12 protein-coding genes and 2 tRNA genes are annotated in these 14481 nt (G+C 65.9%); 9 read left to right on the top strand and 5 right to left on the bottom strand.

Annotated elements, in window-relative coordinates:
- Positions 1-4: 4 nt before the first annotated feature.
- Positions 5-1078, bottom strand: a complete 1074-nt coding sequence (locus WAN02_RS15475; RefSeq protein ID WP_422265082.1) for a pyridoxal phosphate-dependent aminotransferase — start codon at positions 1076-1078, stop codon at positions 5-7.
- A gap of 94 nt (positions 1079-1172) precedes the next feature.
- Here WAN02_RS15475 and WAN02_RS15470 point away from each other — a divergent pair.
- The 3 genes from WAN02_RS15470 to WAN02_RS15460 all read left to right on the top strand — a co-directional run bounded on the left by WAN02_RS15470 (position 1173) and on the right by WAN02_RS15460 (position 2449).
- Positions 1173-1264, top strand: a tRNA-Ser gene (locus WAN02_RS15470).
- A gap of 72 nt (positions 1265-1336) precedes the next feature.
- Positions 1337-1409: transfer RNA gene (locus tag WAN02_RS15465), tRNA-Arg, on the top strand.
- A 182-nt stretch (positions 1410-1591) separates the two neighbouring features.
- Positions 1592-2449 carry a PE-PPE domain-containing protein gene (locus tag WAN02_RS15460; protein WP_422265081.1) on the top strand — a complete coding sequence of 286 codons (858 nt, stop codon included), beginning with the start codon at positions 1592-1594 and terminating at the stop codon, positions 2447-2449.
- An 86-nt stretch (positions 2450-2535) separates the two neighbouring features.
- On the opposite strand, the gene WAN02_RS15455 is transcribed toward WAN02_RS15460, so the two are convergent.
- Positions 2536-3327, bottom strand: coding sequence for a hypothetical protein (locus WAN02_RS15455; RefSeq protein WP_422265080.1), 792 nt, complete (start codon positions 3325-3327; stop codon positions 2536-2538).
- A 580-nt stretch (positions 3328-3907) separates the two neighbouring features.
- Between WAN02_RS15455 and WAN02_RS15450 the strand changes: the two genes are divergently transcribed.
- Genes WAN02_RS15450 through WAN02_RS15435 form a run of 4 tightly spaced genes read left to right on the top strand, consistent with a single transcriptional unit; the run spans position 3908 to position 9273 of the window.
- Positions 3908-5743, top strand: coding sequence for an FAD/NAD(P)-binding protein (locus WAN02_RS15450; RefSeq protein ID WP_422265079.1), 1836 nt, complete (start codon positions 3908-3910; stop codon positions 5741-5743).
- 4 nt (positions 5744-5747) lie between these two features.
- Entirely contained in the window at positions 5748-7022 is a 1275-nt protein-coding gene (locus WAN02_RS15445; RefSeq protein ID WP_422265078.1) for an ATP-grasp domain-containing protein, read from the top strand.
- Positions 7023-7025: 3 nt separating this feature from the next.
- Positions 7026-7991 carry a homoserine O-acetyltransferase/O-succinyltransferase family protein gene (locus tag WAN02_RS15440; RefSeq protein ID WP_422265077.1) on the top strand — a complete coding sequence of 322 codons (966 nt, stop codon included), beginning with the start codon at positions 7026-7028 and terminating at the stop codon, positions 7989-7991.
- A 4-nt stretch (positions 7992-7995) separates the two neighbouring features.
- Entirely contained in the window at positions 7996-9273 is a 1278-nt protein-coding gene (locus WAN02_RS15435) for an O-acetylhomoserine aminocarboxypropyltransferase/cysteine synthase family protein (RefSeq protein WP_422265076.1), read from the top strand.
- A gap of 1 nt (position 9274) precedes the next feature.
- Here WAN02_RS15435 and WAN02_RS15430 read toward each other — a convergent pair whose 3' ends face one another.
- From WAN02_RS15430 to WAN02_RS15420, 3 genes are read right to left on the bottom strand one after another with little or no spacing between them, the layout of a single operon-like run.
- Positions 9275-10663: a phenylacetate--CoA ligase family protein gene (locus tag WAN02_RS15430; RefSeq protein ID WP_422265075.1), complete on the bottom strand. Its 1389-nt coding sequence runs from the start codon at positions 10661-10663 to the stop codon at positions 9275-9277.
- The gene (locus tag WAN02_RS15425; RefSeq protein WP_422265074.1) at positions 10660-12246 is read right to left on the bottom strand and encodes an amino acid adenylation domain-containing protein; all 1587 of its coding nucleotides are present in this window, start codon (positions 12244-12246) and stop codon (positions 10660-10662) included. The genes WAN02_RS15430 and WAN02_RS15425 overlap by 4 nt, the downstream gene beginning before the upstream one ends.
- Positions 12247-12266: 20 nt before the next feature.
- Positions 12267-13187: a TIGR03621 family F420-dependent LLM class oxidoreductase gene (locus WAN02_RS15420; RefSeq protein ID WP_422265102.1), complete on the bottom strand. Its 921-nt coding sequence runs from the start codon at positions 13185-13187 to the stop codon at positions 12267-12269.
- Positions 13188-13284: 97 nt separating this feature from the next.
- On the opposite strand from WAN02_RS15420, the gene WAN02_RS15415 reads away from it, so the two are divergent.
- Entirely contained in the window at positions 13285-14196 is a 912-nt protein-coding gene (locus WAN02_RS15415) for a phytanoyl-CoA dioxygenase family protein (protein WP_422265073.1), read from the top strand.
- Between the two features lie 37 nt (positions 14197-14233).
- On the top strand, positions 14234-14479 hold the full coding sequence (locus WAN02_RS15410) for an acyl carrier protein (RefSeq protein ID WP_422265072.1): 246 nt from the start codon (positions 14234-14236) through the stop codon (positions 14477-14479).
- The last annotated feature ends 2 nt before the right edge of the window (positions 14480-14481 follow it).

Below are 14481 nucleotides of genomic sequence, written 5' to 3'. Positions count from 1 at the left end.
CGACCTAGATCCAGCCCTGCGCGAATTGCAGCATGGCATCGTTCTCCTCCGGCGCGCCGATGGTCACCCGGACACCGTCGGTGCCGTACGGGCGGACCACGAGGCGTGCGTCGGCTGCCCGCTCCACGAAGTCCAGGGTGCGAGGTCCCAGCGGCAGCCAGACGAAATTCGCCTGCGACGACGGCAGGGTGAACCCGGCCGCGTGCAGGGCGTCGCTGACGCGTGTCCGTTCGGCGACGACGGCATCGGTACGGGCAAGCAGCTCGTCGGCGGCGTCCAGCGATGCGATCGCCGCGGCCTGCGAGATGCTGGTCGCGGTGAACGGCACATAGGCCTTGTCCATGGCGGTGATCAACTCCGGGTGCCCGGCTGCATATCCCACCCGCAAGCCGGCCAGCCCGTAGGCCTTCGAAAACGTCCGCAGCACAACGACATTGCTGTGATCGCGCACCAAACCGAGGCTGTCCGGCACCAGACCGTCGCGGATGTATTCGACGTAGGCCTCGTCGATCGCGATCAGGATGTGCGACGGCACCGCCTCGACGAAGCGGGTCAAGGCGTCCGGATCGACCACCGTCGAGGTCGGGTTGTTGGGGTTGCAGACGAAGATCAGCCGGGTTCGGTCGGTGACCGCCGCGAGCATCGCCGTCAGGTCGAAAGTGTGGTCGCACAGCGGGACCTGGACGGCGGTGGCGCCGGCGAGGCGGACCTGCAGCGAGTAGATCTCGAAGCTGCGCCAGCCGAACAACACCTGGTCGCCGGCCGCGGCGCTGATCTGGATCAGTTGCTGACACAGGCTCACCGATCCGCAACCGACGGCGATGTGCTCGGGTCCCCAACCACCGGCGGTGCCCACCCGGCCGGAGTTCAGGTGTTTGGCCAAGGCCGATTTGAGTTCGGTGCAGCCGTTGTCCGGGTAGCGGTTGACGCGGTCGGTGGCCCGCTCGATCGCTGCCCGAACGCTGGGCAGCGGGCCGTGCACGGTCTCGTTGCTGGCCAATTTGATCGCGTCCGGGACGGTCCTGCCGGGTACGTACGCCGGCAGCTCGGCCAATTCGGGACGGAGGCGCGCGGTCATTTCGACAGCATATGTCCGGCCTGTGTACGCTGTGCTCCGCGGCGGTTCCGGCAGCCGGCTCCTGACAGCGGTCCGGTACCCTCGGGAAGTTCGAGGAGGCGTGCCAGAGCGGCCGAATGGGACTCACTGCTAATGAGTTGTCCCCCTTACCGGGGACCGGAGGTTCAAATCCTCTCGCCTCCGCCACCCGTGGCGATCGCAAGCGCGGCGAAGCCGGGCGCGGCCGGTCGCCACACCGTATGAGATAACTGAACACAGGCGCCCGTAGCTCAACGGATAGAGCATCTGACTACGGATCAGAAGGTTAGGGGTTCGAATCCCTTCGGGCGCGCTTAAGCCGCAGGCAGGAGAGCTGACTGTCGGCTTGAAGGTCGGCGACACGCTCGAAAACTGACACTTTCCAGATACTTTCATCCTTGAACCCAGGCTGTACTTCGGATAAGACCATGTGAAGACGCAGACTTTGCGCCGGCGAACGGCTAAACGGGAAGTGCAGCGGTGAACGGATCTAAGATGCTCGCGAAAGTTGCCATCGTCGGCATGTTTCTTGGCGCGGCCAGCGCGGCGAGTCTCCAATCCGCCCACGCCGATGCGGACGATCCGCTGGCTGGGAGCGATACGGCGATCATCCTTGGCGGAACCTTCGAGTCGACCCCGTCGACCTCATTCGCGCAGGCCGCCGAGGATCTGTATCTGCACCCGCTAGGTTTCGACGATGGCGCGACCTCCTCGACGGTCTGCGACATGATCGGGACCGACCCATGTGCCGCGCCGCTTCAGGTACTGACGACGCCCGAACTGATCCAGCAAAGCAATCTCACCGACGCCAACGACGTCACCCTCGCGGTGGAGAACGAATTCACCGCGAACCCAGGCGCTTTCACCGCCGAGGACCCGCTGACGATCTTCGGATACTCCCAAAGCGCCACCGCCGAGTCGATCGCCATGACCCAACTCGCAGCAGACGGCATCCCCAGCGCCGACCTGCACTTCGTGTTCATCGGCGACCCCTCCCTCCCGGGCGGAATTGAGGCGAACACGACCGTGACGCCCGATGATCTGTACCCGGCTACGATCTACACGCTCGACGGCGACGGGGTCGCCGACTTCCAACAGGACGTCACAGCCGGAGGTCAACTGGATGCGCTGTACAACCTGTTCACCACGCACGCGGAATATTTGGGTTTGACACCGACGCAAATCGCTGACGCGACCACGTCGATCGACGGCAACCTCACAAATATCGACATCTCCGACAACATCAACAGCTTCGACGCGTTCATTGGTGCACTCGATAACGGGATCGGCAGCAGCGGACTGCTCGAGAGCCTATTCGAGTCCCTGCAACTGTATTTGACCAATGCGTTCTGACCTGAATCCTGAGTGAGCGCACCGGGCAGCGGTCGCATGCAAGGGGCCGCGTGACGGCCCGGCGGCGGCGGTATCGCGCGACGTTCTCAACAATCGCTACCGTCGACCGCCATCCCGTATGAAAAGCTCGCGCCGGTGATGAAGTTCAGGTTGACGCCAGAACCATCGATGTTCGCTCGCGCGACCAGGGCGCCGGCGGCCGCCCAGTAGATGTGCTCGCCGTGGATAGCCACTCCGTGAGGGGCTCCCGCATCGGTGATGAAGTTCTGATTGACCCCCGAGCCGTCGAGCCTCGCCCGCCCAATCGTGCTATTCGGGTTGGTCAGCCTTTCGTCGCCCCAGTAGATGTGCTTGCCGTGGACCGCTATCCCACCCGGGGTGTCCTCCGCGGTGATGAAGTTCCTATCGACGTCCGAGCCGTCGAGGTGTGCCCGCCCAATCGTGCCATTCGAGGTGGTGTGGGGTTGTTCGCCCCAGTAGATGTGTTTGCCGTCGACCGCCACGCCGTATGGGACGTTCAGTCCGGTGATCAAGTTCTGATTGACCCCCGAGCCGTCGAGCCTCGCCCGCCCAATCGTGCTATCCGACGGCGGTCCGGAAATCGGGAGGTTTGTCCAGTAGATGTGTTTGCCGTCGACCGCCAACCCTTGGGGGCGGAAGTTCGCGCCGGTGATGAAGTTCTGATCGACGCCCGAGCCGTCGAGGTTCGCTCGCCCAATCGTCAGGAGGTTGGCCCAGTAGATGTGTTTACCATCGACCGCCACATCGGTCGGGCTGGCTGCGCCCGCGATGAAGTTCTGTCTGACGTCCGAGCCGTCGAGGTGTGCCCGCCCAATCGTGCCGCTGTTGTAATTGGTCCAGTAGACGTGAGCGGCCATCACGTCACCTTACGTCGATGTGAATTCGGTGTGGGTGGCGGTGAATCGGCGAGTACAAGACCGGAGTTCCTCGAGCGCCCTGGCGGACTCGCTGCCGGCTCAGCGTAAAAAATCGGCAGATGCTGGCCACCGCTGTGGGGCACATCGGGGCGACGTCGCGCCCACCCGGGCCCAAATCAAAAACCGGGGGAGCCCTCGTCGCTGAGCACGAAGCGAGCACCCAGCGACACAGACCGCCGGAACTGACCGCGGATCGGAAGGTCAGAGGTTAAGACCGGCCGGTCTGTTCCCGGCCTGATCCTCCGGGGTCGGCAATGCTTCCTTCCCTTTAGTAGACCAAACGTTGGTCGAAAGGTTGTAAAACCGTCAAATAGTATGTAAATTACGGATCAAGTACATCTTCGGTATATGCACCCTCGCCCATCAACCGTCGGCGTAGCAACCCCGGGCTGGGCTGCTTCTAGAAGGAGGAGCACATGTCGTTCGGTGACCGCAGACGTCGCGACAGGTCGGCCGCCCCCGGCGCGAGAGTGCTTGGCGTTCAAGCGCTTTGCAGCGCACCCGAGCTTACTGAGGTGGTATGGATGGGACACGTCCGATGATCGAGATGGCCATTGTGGGGCTCGGCTCGTGGGGGCTGTGCGTCTTGGAGCGCGCGGTGAACCGGGCTCGGCAGGTAGCGACGCCGGCGCGGGTGCACATCATCGAGCCTGCTCAGCTCGGAGGCGGGGTCTACTCCGCCGAGCAGCCCGACTTCTTGGTGCTCAACAACGCCTGCGGTCAGCTCTCCCTCTACGCCGCCCCCGACGACGACAACCCCCCGCCGTACGCCGTAGGCCTGCACCAATGGGCAATGGTCTGCGGCTACCGCTGGGTGGGTTACGAGTGCCGCATCGGTGCCGGGGGTGAGCGCATTCGGCCCACCGACTACCTGCCCCGACGATTGATGGGCGAATACCTCGCCTGGTTCTACGAAACGCTGGTCGACTACGCGCCGCCTAACCTCGAGATCGTCCGCCACTACGCTGCCGCCGTCGACATCTCGCCGGCCCTTCAGGGGCGCGAAGCCTTGCTGCTCGACAACGGGACCACCCTCACCGTCGACCACGTCGTGCTGACCTCGGGGCACACCTGGAACCACGAGCGCGGGGCCGACGGGGGCGTGCGCTACCTGCAGGCCTACCCCATCGAATCCCTCGACCAAAGCGTTCCGGCCGGATCCTCGCTGGCCGTGGCCGGCATGGGCCTGGTCGGCTACGACGTCCTCACCGCCCTCACCATCGGACGCGGCGGGACCTTCCAGGACCGGAGCGACCGGGTCGGCCGCTTGCGGTACGTCCCTTCAGGCCAAGAGCCGACCATCACCCTCTACTCGCGCTCGGGTGCGCCGTACTGCGCCAAGTCGGCCACCGGCGTCGACCCCTACGGCCAGTACGAGCCGGTGGTGTGCACCCCCGAGGAGTTCGCGGCGCTGACCCATCCGGGCGGATCGCCGATGCGGCGGCACGTGGACTTCCGTGCCGAGCTTCTCCCGCTCATCTTCGCCGAGATGCAGGCGCGCTACTACATCCAGAGCGCTCTACTTGCCGGCGGCGACGTTGCGTCGACCGAGGTCCGTACCGTCCTGCGCCAGGGCTGGGTCAACGGCCACTACGAGAAGGCCGTCGACAGTCTCGAGCCGCGGCACGGGCGCTTCGACCCGGCCAGTCACCTGTTCGCCGGAGCAGACCGGCAGTACACGTCGGCCGCCGACTACCAGGGCCAGGTCTACGACATGATCGAGGACGACCTCACCGAGGCCCTGCGACCCGGGGGAAGCCCGGTCAAGGCGGCGCAGGAGGTGCTGCGCATCCTCCGAGACCAGCTGCGTTCGGTCATCGAGTTCGGTGGTCTGTCCCTTGACTCCTACATCGAGTTCCAGTCCAACGTCCGGGGCCGGATCAACCGGCTGGAGGCGGGCGTGCCGCCGATGCGCTCCCAGCAGCTGCTGGGACTTCTCGAAGCCGGAGTGGTGCGCATTCCGCTCGGACCGAATCCGGAGCTGGCGGCCTGCCCCGATGGCATCCGGCTGAGCTCCACAGCCCTCGACGAGGCGACAACCGTGACAGCCGACGGGGTGGTCCGCGGCTATCTCGACATGCCCTCGCTGGCCCGGTCGGGCTCGCCCCTGCTCAACCGCCTCTACGCCAACGGGAGGCTGACCCAGCTCAGCTACGGTGACACGGCCGTGGGCAGCGTGGCCATCAACGAGGACTTCCACCCTTACGACACCGAGGGCCGGCTCCAGCCAAACCTCTCCGTGCTGGGCGTCCTGACCGAAGGGGTCCGCTACTTCACCCACTACCTGCCCTCGCCCCGGAGCCGCCTTCGGGCCGTCTTCGACGCCCAGGCGTGCGTCGAAGCAGTGATCGGCTGAGCCCATGACGGATTCCACGACTGAACGGACCCGGCCATTGGTGGCGGTGGCTTACGGGCCGCGCTGCGTTCCGGTGATGCAGCTGGCCGAAGCCGCCGCCGGCGTCTGCGACCTGCTGTGGATGATCGACACGGCCGTGCCGGGGATGAGCGAGATGGCCGATCTCCTCAACCGGTTCGGCCCCGTTGTCGACCGCAGAGGCATGAACGTCGAGCAGACGTTCAAGACCCTGGCCGACTGGGAGCCGGACGGCATGACCACCTACCTTGACGCGGGCATGGTCGAACTTGCTTGTGTGGCTGAGGATTTGGGCCTGCCCTTCCACAGCCCGGCAACCGCCGCCGCCCTCACCGACAAGGCCCGCCAGCGACAGGCCCTGGCCGACGCGGGCCTCGACATGCCGCCCTGCCACCTCGTCCGTCCCTACCAGTCCCCACACGAGCTCTCGGGCGCGGTGGCCGAGGTAGGGTGGCCCGCCGTCCTCAAACCCCGCTCGGCGCAGGGCAGCCGCTACACCTTCCTGGCCCGCGACCGCGCTGAGCTCGACAATCTGCTCGTCGCCCTCGGCCCGAACCGCCCCAGCATGATCCTCGAGGGTTACCTGCCCGACGATCCCGCCCGTGACGGCGACCCGTACGCCGGCTACGTTTCGGTCGAAAGCCTGATCGCTGACGGCGTCATCAGCCACCTGGCCCTGACCGGACGCTTCCCGACTGCCGAAAACTTCCGCGAGACAGGGTTTTTCATCCCCGCCGCCCTCGACGCCGACAGCCGCTCGGCGGTCCTGGATCTGGCCACCCAGGCCATCCGCGCCCTCGGGGTGCAGACCGGGTGCCTGCACACCGAGGTCAAGTTCACGCCCGACGGGCCCCGCATCATCGAGGTCAACGGACGGGTGGGCGGCGGTGTGCCCGAGATGCTGGAGCGGGCCGCCGGAGTCAACCTGCTCGACCTCACTCTGCAGGTGGCCCTGGGGGAGCCGGTCTTCGTCGACGGGCCGGTGGCCACCGACCGTATCGGCTACCGGTTCTTCCTCCAGCCGCCGACCGTCTCCGCCACGGTGACGGCCATCGACGGCATCAACGACTTCAGCGACCACGCCGAGGTGGACACGGTCAGCCTCCACCAAGGCCCGGGCGCCACCCTCGACTGGCGGGACGGCTCGGGCAACCACATCGTGGCCGTGGTCGGCTCGACCGAGGACGAAGAGCAGTTGCAGGCGGCCTACCGCCTTCTCCACCAGGAGGTCACCGTGACCTACAGCAATGTGAGGCATTGAGCGATGGGCATTCGACTGGCCGGAGCGCTCGATGCGGGGGCGGCGAAGCACGACGGATCGGCGCGGTGGACGTGCGCCCTGGTCAACAACATGCCCGACTCCGCCTTTTGCGCCACCGAGCGCCAGTTCGTCGGCCTGTTGGCTGCCGGGTCCGGCAATGAGACGGTTGCAATTACCCGCTACGCCATGGCCGGAGTCCCCCGGGGCGAGCGGATCCAGACGCGGATCGCCGACGAGTACCACCCCCTCGACGACATCTTCTCGAATCCCCCGGATCTGCTGGTGCTGACCGGCTCCAACCCGATCGAGTCCCGCATCGAGGACGAGGCCTACTGGTCCGATCTGCACGGCCTGCTGAAGTGGTCGAGCGAGAACGTCCAAGCCATGGTGCTGTCCTGTCTGTCGGCTCACGCCGCCCTTGCCGTCTTCGACGGCGTCGAGCGAACCACTCTGCCGGCCAAGTGCACGGGTGTCTTCCCCCAGTACGCCGACCGGACCCACCCTCTGGTCACCGGGTTGTACGGTTCCGTCGTCCTGCCCCACTCGCGGCTCAACGCGGTGCCCAAGGAGACCGTGGTGCGCGCTGGCTACTCGGTCGCCCTGCAGTCGGAAGAGGTGGGGTGGAGCGTGGTCACGAAAACGGTGGGCCAGGCCGAGGCCGTATTGGTCCAGGCCCATCCCGAATACGACCCCTCCAGCCTTGTGCGCGAGTACGCACGGGACGTGCGGCGCTACGCCGGCCACGAGCAGGAGGAATTACCCCGCCTCCCGCTCGACTGCGTGACCGGCCCGGACTGGGATAGGCTCCGACGGCTGCACCGACGGATACTGAGCGGTGAGCGGGACCCGGCCCTGGTGGCCGCCTTCCCGTTCGACGAGGTGTGTCACCGCGCCCCCTGGCCGTGGCGGGGCGCGGCCCAGCGTCTGTACGCCAACCTGTTCGACACCATCTCGAAGAGGAGCGCCTGAGGCCATGCACGACGAGACCATCGCCATCCACGGTGGCTACACATCCGATGGGACGCGGGCCGTGGCCGTGCCCATCTATCAGACCGTGGCGCACGACTTCATCAACGCCGAACATGCCGGCGCCGTGCTCGACCTGGAGACGCCCGGATTCCACTACAACCGGCTGAACAACCCGACCTTAGACGTCCTCGAGCAGCGCATATGCGCCCTCGAAGGCGGGACGGCGGCCCTGGTGGTGGCTTCGGGTATGGCCGCCGTCAGCTACGCCATCCTGACGGTGGCCAGCGCCGGCTCGAACATCGTGGTGGCCCCCCAGCTCTACGGGGCCACCTTCACCTACTTCGCTCACGTGCTGCCCACCCTGGGCATCGAGGCCCGCTTCGCAGTGGACGACCGGGCCGAGTCGATCGCGCCCCTGATCGACGAGAACACCCGCGCCGTCTTCTGCGAGACCATCGGCAACCCGGCTGGCAACATCGTGGACCTCGAGGCGGTGTCCGACGTGGCCCATGCGGCCGGCGTGCCGCTCATCGTGGACAACACGGTGGCCACGCCGCTGATGCTGAAGCCCTTCGAGCACGGGGCCGATGTGGTCGTCCACTCATTGACCAAGTTCGTCGGCGGCCACGGCACCACCCTCGGTGGGGCCATCGTGGACGGCGGCCGGTTCCCGTGGGCCGATCATCCCGACCGCTTCCCGATGTTCAACCAGCCCGAGCCCGCCTTCCACGGCGTCGTCTTCGCCCGCGACTTCCCCGAGCGGCCGTTTACCGTGCGGGCCCGGTCCACTCAGCTGCGCAACAGCGGCGCCACCCTGTCACCCTTCAACGCGTTCATGCTTCTGCAAGGCCTCGAGACGATGGCTCTGCGGCTCGAGCGCCACGAGGCCAACGCCCGGGCCGTGGCCGACTACCTGGCCGCCGACCCCCGGGTGGCCTGGGTGAGCTTCGCCGGTTTCCCCGAACACCCCTACCACCACCTGGTCGACCGCTACCTGCACGGCCGGGTGCCGTCGATCATCACCTTCGGAGTCGAAGGCGGCTACGACGCAGGACTGGCGTTCTTCGATGCGCTCCTGCTCATCAAGCGGCTGCTCAACCTGGGGGACGCCAAGACCCTGGCCATCCATCCGGCCTCCACCACCCACCGCCAGCTGTCCGACGAGGAGTTGGTGAAGGCCGGTATCCGACCGGAGACGATCCGGCTGTCCATCGGGATCGAGCACATCGACGACATCATCGACGACATCGACCAGGCCTTGGCCAAGGCCACGACCGGCTAGATCACCTGGCGTCGAACTGCTTCGACTTGCCCGACCACAGTCGGTCGATCGAATCGACCTCCTGCACAACGACATCCGAATCCGGGCCGCCATGCCGGCGGAGCACGTCGGTCAGCTCCGTCCGCAGCCGCTGGAGGTCGCTTGAGCCGTCGGTCACCACGGACACGTCCACACCGCGTTGCGTCTTGCCGACGAAGAAGTTGGCCACTCCGGTGGTAGCGAGGACGGTCTGCTCGAGAGCCGCCCGGGGCACCGCGGAACCGTTGTCGTACTGGAACGTTCCGTCGATCCGACCGTGCACCGCTGTGATGCGGCGATGCGCGCACCCGCATGGACACGGCTGGTCGGACATCGTCACCGCGTCGACAAGGTCGTAGCGAATCAGCGGCTGCGTCTTGTTGAACAGGTTGGTGTACAGCAGTCGTTCCGCAGGTTGCCCAAAGGGGACGACGTTGCCGTCGGCATCCGCCGGCTCGAGAATGACCAGGTCGTCGGCGACGTGCATACCCTCTCCAACACCGCAAGGAAATGCATAGGTCCCCTCTGAGCAGCCCCAGAACTCCGAAGTCTCGATCCCCCAAGCGGACCGAATCGCTTCCCGTACGGGCGGGGTGCAGACCTCGCCCGCGACGCTGACCCAGGTCGGTTTGATGGTGAGTCGTCCTGCGATCGACTCCAACGCCAGCTCCCGCATGAGGCTCGGCCACGCTTGGAGAGCCTGCACCGGGGGACTCGCGTTGTTGAGGCCGTCGACAATCTCGTCCAGGGGTTGCGTGCCGCCGGAGCAGTGCGATTGCGGCCCTCCGCTTTCGAAGGTGCTGAAGTCATGAAAAATCCCCGACTCATGCCGGGTGCTGGTGGCGAAGGCTTGCGCCAGCACCGCCTCCGGGTCTTCGCCGCGTCGCCCGGTCCAGCGCGAGCCCTGCATCACGAAGGTGACGAACTCGTCCCAACCGTAGACGTGGACTGCCTGGGTCCCTATGTATCCAGACGTGATGATGGCCTGATACTCGCCGTCCAGGTACCCGCGGCCGCCGTCCGGCAGATCGAGGTGTTGTTGGATCCGGGCAAGTGTCAACCCGGGGACCGTGACCAACCGGTCGAACTCCGCCATCATCTCGGCTCTGGTCAGGACCGGCAGAGAGGGCAGGTCGGACTCAGTGAAATTCGCCAGATCGATGCCGGCCAGTCGTTCCCGCCAGAACGGCGAACGATCGGCGGCGTGCACCAGCAACTCCCGAAGACGCCGTTCCCGTTCTGCGGCGAGACGCCCTGCGTCCCATCGCAGCCGGCGCACCCCCTTCAGGTAAGCATCTTGCAAGTCGGCACGCTGGCGCCGGACCAACTGCTCGTAATGTCCGTCCGTCGTCACGTCAGTTGTTGTTGTCACCGTGTGGTTCCTTTCACAAGCGAGTCGATCTCCATATGACTGAGTTGCGACGACACTGACGGCTCAGGCGCCTTGCTTGGCGGAGACAAGCCAGCGTCCGTCAGCAGGCGTCGCTCGTCGACCTTGCTGGACGACGTCAAGGGCAAGTCGGCCACCAGGACGAAGTGATCGGGCAGCATCGTCGCCGGGAGCCGTTGGCCGGCGGCCTGGCGAACGGCGAGGGGGGTGAGTTCGCGGTCGGGCACCACGAATGCGACGACCCCCAGGTCACCCGCCAGGTCGAAGGTCGTGCACGCCGCGGATGCGACCCCGTCGATACCGCCGAGCGCCTCGGTCACCTCGACCAGCGACATCCTCACACCGTGTCGCTTGATGACGCGGTCCGACCGCCCCACGTATACGTAGTTACCGCGGTCGTCGCGGAAGACGAGGTCACCGGTGCGGTAGAGGGTGCTTCCGTCGATGACGTCCGTCCGCAGCACAGCTGCACTCCGGGCCGGGTCGTTCAGATACCCAGCCATGAGCTGCGGTCCGCCGATGTACAGCTCGCCGATGACGCCCGGACGGTCCGCAATGCTTCCGTGCTCATCGACCAGGTGGAACGAGCTCCCAGGATGGGGCTGACCAATGGGTACCTGGCCCGCGTCGAGCAACTCGGGCGTGAGCTCCAGATGGGCGACGGCGATGGTGGTCTCGGTCGGGCCGTACCGGTTCACCACCCGCACTTCAGGATTGGCGGCCCACACCGCCCTGATATCGGCGGTGGACGGCGCTTCGCCGCCCAGCGCCATCACTCTCAGCGGGGTGTCAGCCAACTGCGCCATACGGCCGCTGGATCGGAGTAACCGGAGATAGCTGGGCGAAAAGCTGGTCGTCGTGATCCCCTCGTTGGTGACGATCGAGAAGAACCTGCGAGGAAACAGCAGGGCTTCCCGGTCAGGGATGACGAGCGGGACGCCGCGCACGAGCCGCGGAAACATCGCAGAGAAGGACCCGTCAAAGTGCACGGGCGAAACGCATAGCGCCCGGTCGACCGCGGTAAGTCCGACGGCGTCGGCGCATGCTTCGACCGCGGTGAAAAAGGCCGCCGAGGGGACCTGCACCCCCTTGGGGACACCCGTCGTCCCCGACGTGTAGATGATGTACGCGATGGGGCCCGTTACGGGTGGTGGCGTTGGCCCATCTGCGACGGTCAACGCCGAAAGGGAGGTCCACGCCGTGCCGGCGGGAAGTCCCGATGGCGCCGTGTGGTCCGAGCCTGCGGTGATCACCTGTGCGGGCCGGCAGTCAGCCACGATCTGCGCACGGCGGATATCTGGATCGGTGACCGCCAGCGGGACGAACGTGGCCCCCGCCCACAGGCAGCCCAGTGCCGCCACCACGAAGTCCACCGAATTGCCGATCAGCAGAGCAACCCGATCCCCGGGCTCGACGCCTTTCTGAACCAAGCCGGCGGCCACGCGGCCAGCTGCGGCGCGCAACTCGGCCCGGGTCAATGCGCGATCCAGATCCTTGACGGCGGGCCGATCCGGGGCTCGATGCGCGTGCTCCAGCACCGCACCGAGCACGTCGTGGTTCGTCATGCCTTCCCCCAGACTCCGAGCTAGGAGCCCGCGAGCCGGGCGACGACAGGCGCGAAAGACTCCATCGCCTCGCCCGGCACCACGATGTTGGTGAAGCCCCACCTCTCGCGGCGCTCCAGAAGCCGTTCGCACAACTCATCCTCCGTGCCGATCAGGACGATCGGAAGCTCGAGGGCGTCCTCACCCGGAAGGCCGAGCATGGTTGCGGTGCGCGCGGCAGCGCGGCTGCTGGCGACGATTCTCACGGCAACGGCCATTATCTGGAGCTCGATCGAATTGAAGCGGGCACCGGCCCCCTCGCGCACCCATGCCAGGCAGCGATCGAAATGATCGAAGGTGGCTTGGCTCGCCAGGTCGCCACCTTTCTGGCCCGAAGCCAGGCTGGTGTTCACGCCCACGGTGTCCGCGTGTTCGGCAGCGACCGTGAGTATCCGCCTACTTCCGCCCCCGACGATGACTCGAGGTGGCGAAGCCGGGCGAGGATCACATTGGGCATCACGCACCGTGTAGTGCGTCCCTGCGACTGTCGCCTTCCCTTCACTCCACAGCGTCTTCATGAGAGCGAGGCTCTCGGCCAGCCGGTCCACCCGGACAGCCGGTGCGTCGAGCTCGATCCCCGCTTCCTCGTAATCGCTCCGGAGCCAACCCGCTCCGAGACCCACCTCGACCCGCCCTTCGGCCGCCAAGCCGAGCGTGGCGATCTCCTTGGCCAAGACCACAGGATTGCGGAGGTCGTTGTTCAACACCGCGGACCCCACGTGGAGGGTGGAGGTCGCTTCGGCGGCCACAGTAGTAGCTACGAGAGGCCCGAACTGGGCGTCGAGGTGGTCAGAAACGTACAGGGTTGAGTAGCCGAGAGCCTCGGCTGCGCGGGCCTGGTCCCGCCACGCCGACATGGTTGGCGCGACCGCCGCGAGCACGCCGAATCGAAACGGAAGCATCTGTAGTCGCCCCTTCACTACTTGGTCATGAAAGCCGGCCTTTAACCGACTGTTAGTCATTGGAATGTCCTCATATCATGCCGTATAGTATCGCGTTATGCCAATAGCCGTACGGACAGTCGGTCCGGATTCGTCGCCGGCCGACATTGCGCAGGTGCTCAACGAGGACGGGTGTGTGGTCATCGCCGACCTGGCATCGGCCCAGGTGATGGATCAGATCCGGGCCGAGCTCGACCAGCACCTGATCGCCACCAGCGGCGGTAACACCGACTTTTTGGGGGAAAGCACCCGGCGGACCGGCGCGCTGATCGCCCGGTCGCCGACGTCGCGTTCCCTGATCACCCACCCCAGGATCATCGACACCCTGGATCTGGTGTTGGGTGATCACGCCAGTACCTTTCAGATTGATCTGACCCAGCTGGTGACCATCGGGCCCGGTGAGCCGGCGCAGATGATTCATCGGGATCAGTGGTCGTTTGACCGCTACCCGTTCCCGCGGGGTTTTGAAGCCGAAGTGGCCACCATGTGGGCGGTGACCGACTTCACCGAAGCGATGGGCGCCACCCGGATGGTGGTGGGCTCGCACCGCTGGGAGGACGACCCCGATGAGGTGGATCCCGCGCTGAGCGTGCCGGCGGTGATGACCAAGGGGTCGGTCCTGCTCTACACCGGGTCGATCTTTCACGGCGGCGGCGCCAACACCACCACCAGCAGCCGGATCGGGATGAACGTGGGCTACTCGCTGGGCTGGCTGCGCCAAGAGGAAAACCAATACCTGGCCTGCCCGCCCGAGATCGCCCGCACCCTGCCCGAGGGGCTGCTGCGGCTGATGGGCTATCAGCGCGGCTCCTATTCGATCGGCTACGCCGACGACATGCGCGAACCGTTGGACTGGCTCTATGGCAGTCCGACGTTCATGTCGGACTTCCTGGGGTATCGCCGCGCGGCGCGTAAGCGGCTCAAAGCGACCGGCAACTACGTCCCGGCCACCGGGCCCGGCACTAACTAATCAGGTTGAACCACCACAGCAATGAGAGGAACAGATAATGCAGGACCAAATCCGTGACGTGTTGGCTACCCATGGTCGGATGGCGATCGATCCCCACCAGGTCGACGCACAGGCCGACCTCTACGAGCTCGGCCTGACCTCGCACGCCTCGGTCGATGTCATGCTCGCGCTCGAGGAAGAATTCGACATCGAATTCCCCGATGAAGTCCTCAAAAAATCCACCTTCGAATCCGTCCACAACATCGCCCAGGTCATCGAAAGCCTCCTCAAAGCGGTCGCATGATC

The sequence above is a fragment of the Mycobacterium sp. genome (assembly GCF_049281135.1).
In the GTDB taxonomy this organism is placed as follows: domain Bacteria; phylum Actinomycetota; class Actinomycetes; order Mycobacteriales; family Mycobacteriaceae; genus Mycobacterium.
The sequence above is the reverse complement of the archived record's forward strand: the minus strand, read 5'-3'. Positions and strand labels throughout refer to the sequence as shown.

Coding starts and splice junctions, on each gene's coding strand:
- WAN02_RS15425 (WP_422265074.1), bottom strand. CDS start 12,246: ATGACGAACCACGACGTGCTCGGTGCGGTGCTGGAGCACGCGCATCGA.
- WAN02_RS15415 (WP_422265073.1), top strand. CDS start 13,285: ATGCCAATAGCCGTACGGACAGTCGGTCCGGATTCGTCGCCGGCCGAC.
- WAN02_RS15475 (WP_422265082.1), bottom strand. CDS start 1,078: ATGACCGCGCGCCTCCGTCCCGAATTGGCCGAGCTGCCGGCGTACGTA.
- WAN02_RS15445 (WP_422265078.1), top strand. CDS start 5,748: ATGACGGATTCCACGACTGAACGGACCCGGCCATTGGTGGCGGTGGCT.
- WAN02_RS15410 (WP_422265072.1), top strand. CDS start 14,234: ATGCAGGACCAAATCCGTGACGTGTTGGCTACCCATGGTCGGATGGCG.
- WAN02_RS15455 (WP_422265080.1), bottom strand. CDS start 3,327: ATGGCCGCTCACGTCTACTGGACCAATTACAACAGCGGCACGATTGGG.
- WAN02_RS15440 (WP_422265077.1), top strand. CDS start 7,026: ATGGGCATTCGACTGGCCGGAGCGCTCGATGCGGGGGCGGCGAAGCAC.
- WAN02_RS15420 (WP_422265102.1), bottom strand. CDS start 13,187: ATGCTTCCGTTTCGATTCGGCGTGCTCGCGGCGGTCGCGCCAACCATG.
- WAN02_RS15435 (WP_422265076.1), top strand. CDS start 7,996: ATGCACGACGAGACCATCGCCATCCACGGTGGCTACACATCCGATGGG.
- WAN02_RS15460 (WP_422265081.1), top strand. CDS start 1,592: ATGCTCGCGAAAGTTGCCATCGTCGGCATGTTTCTTGGCGCGGCCAGC.
- WAN02_RS15450 (WP_422265079.1), top strand. CDS start 3,908: ATGGATGGGACACGTCCGATGATCGAGATGGCCATTGTGGGGCTCGGC.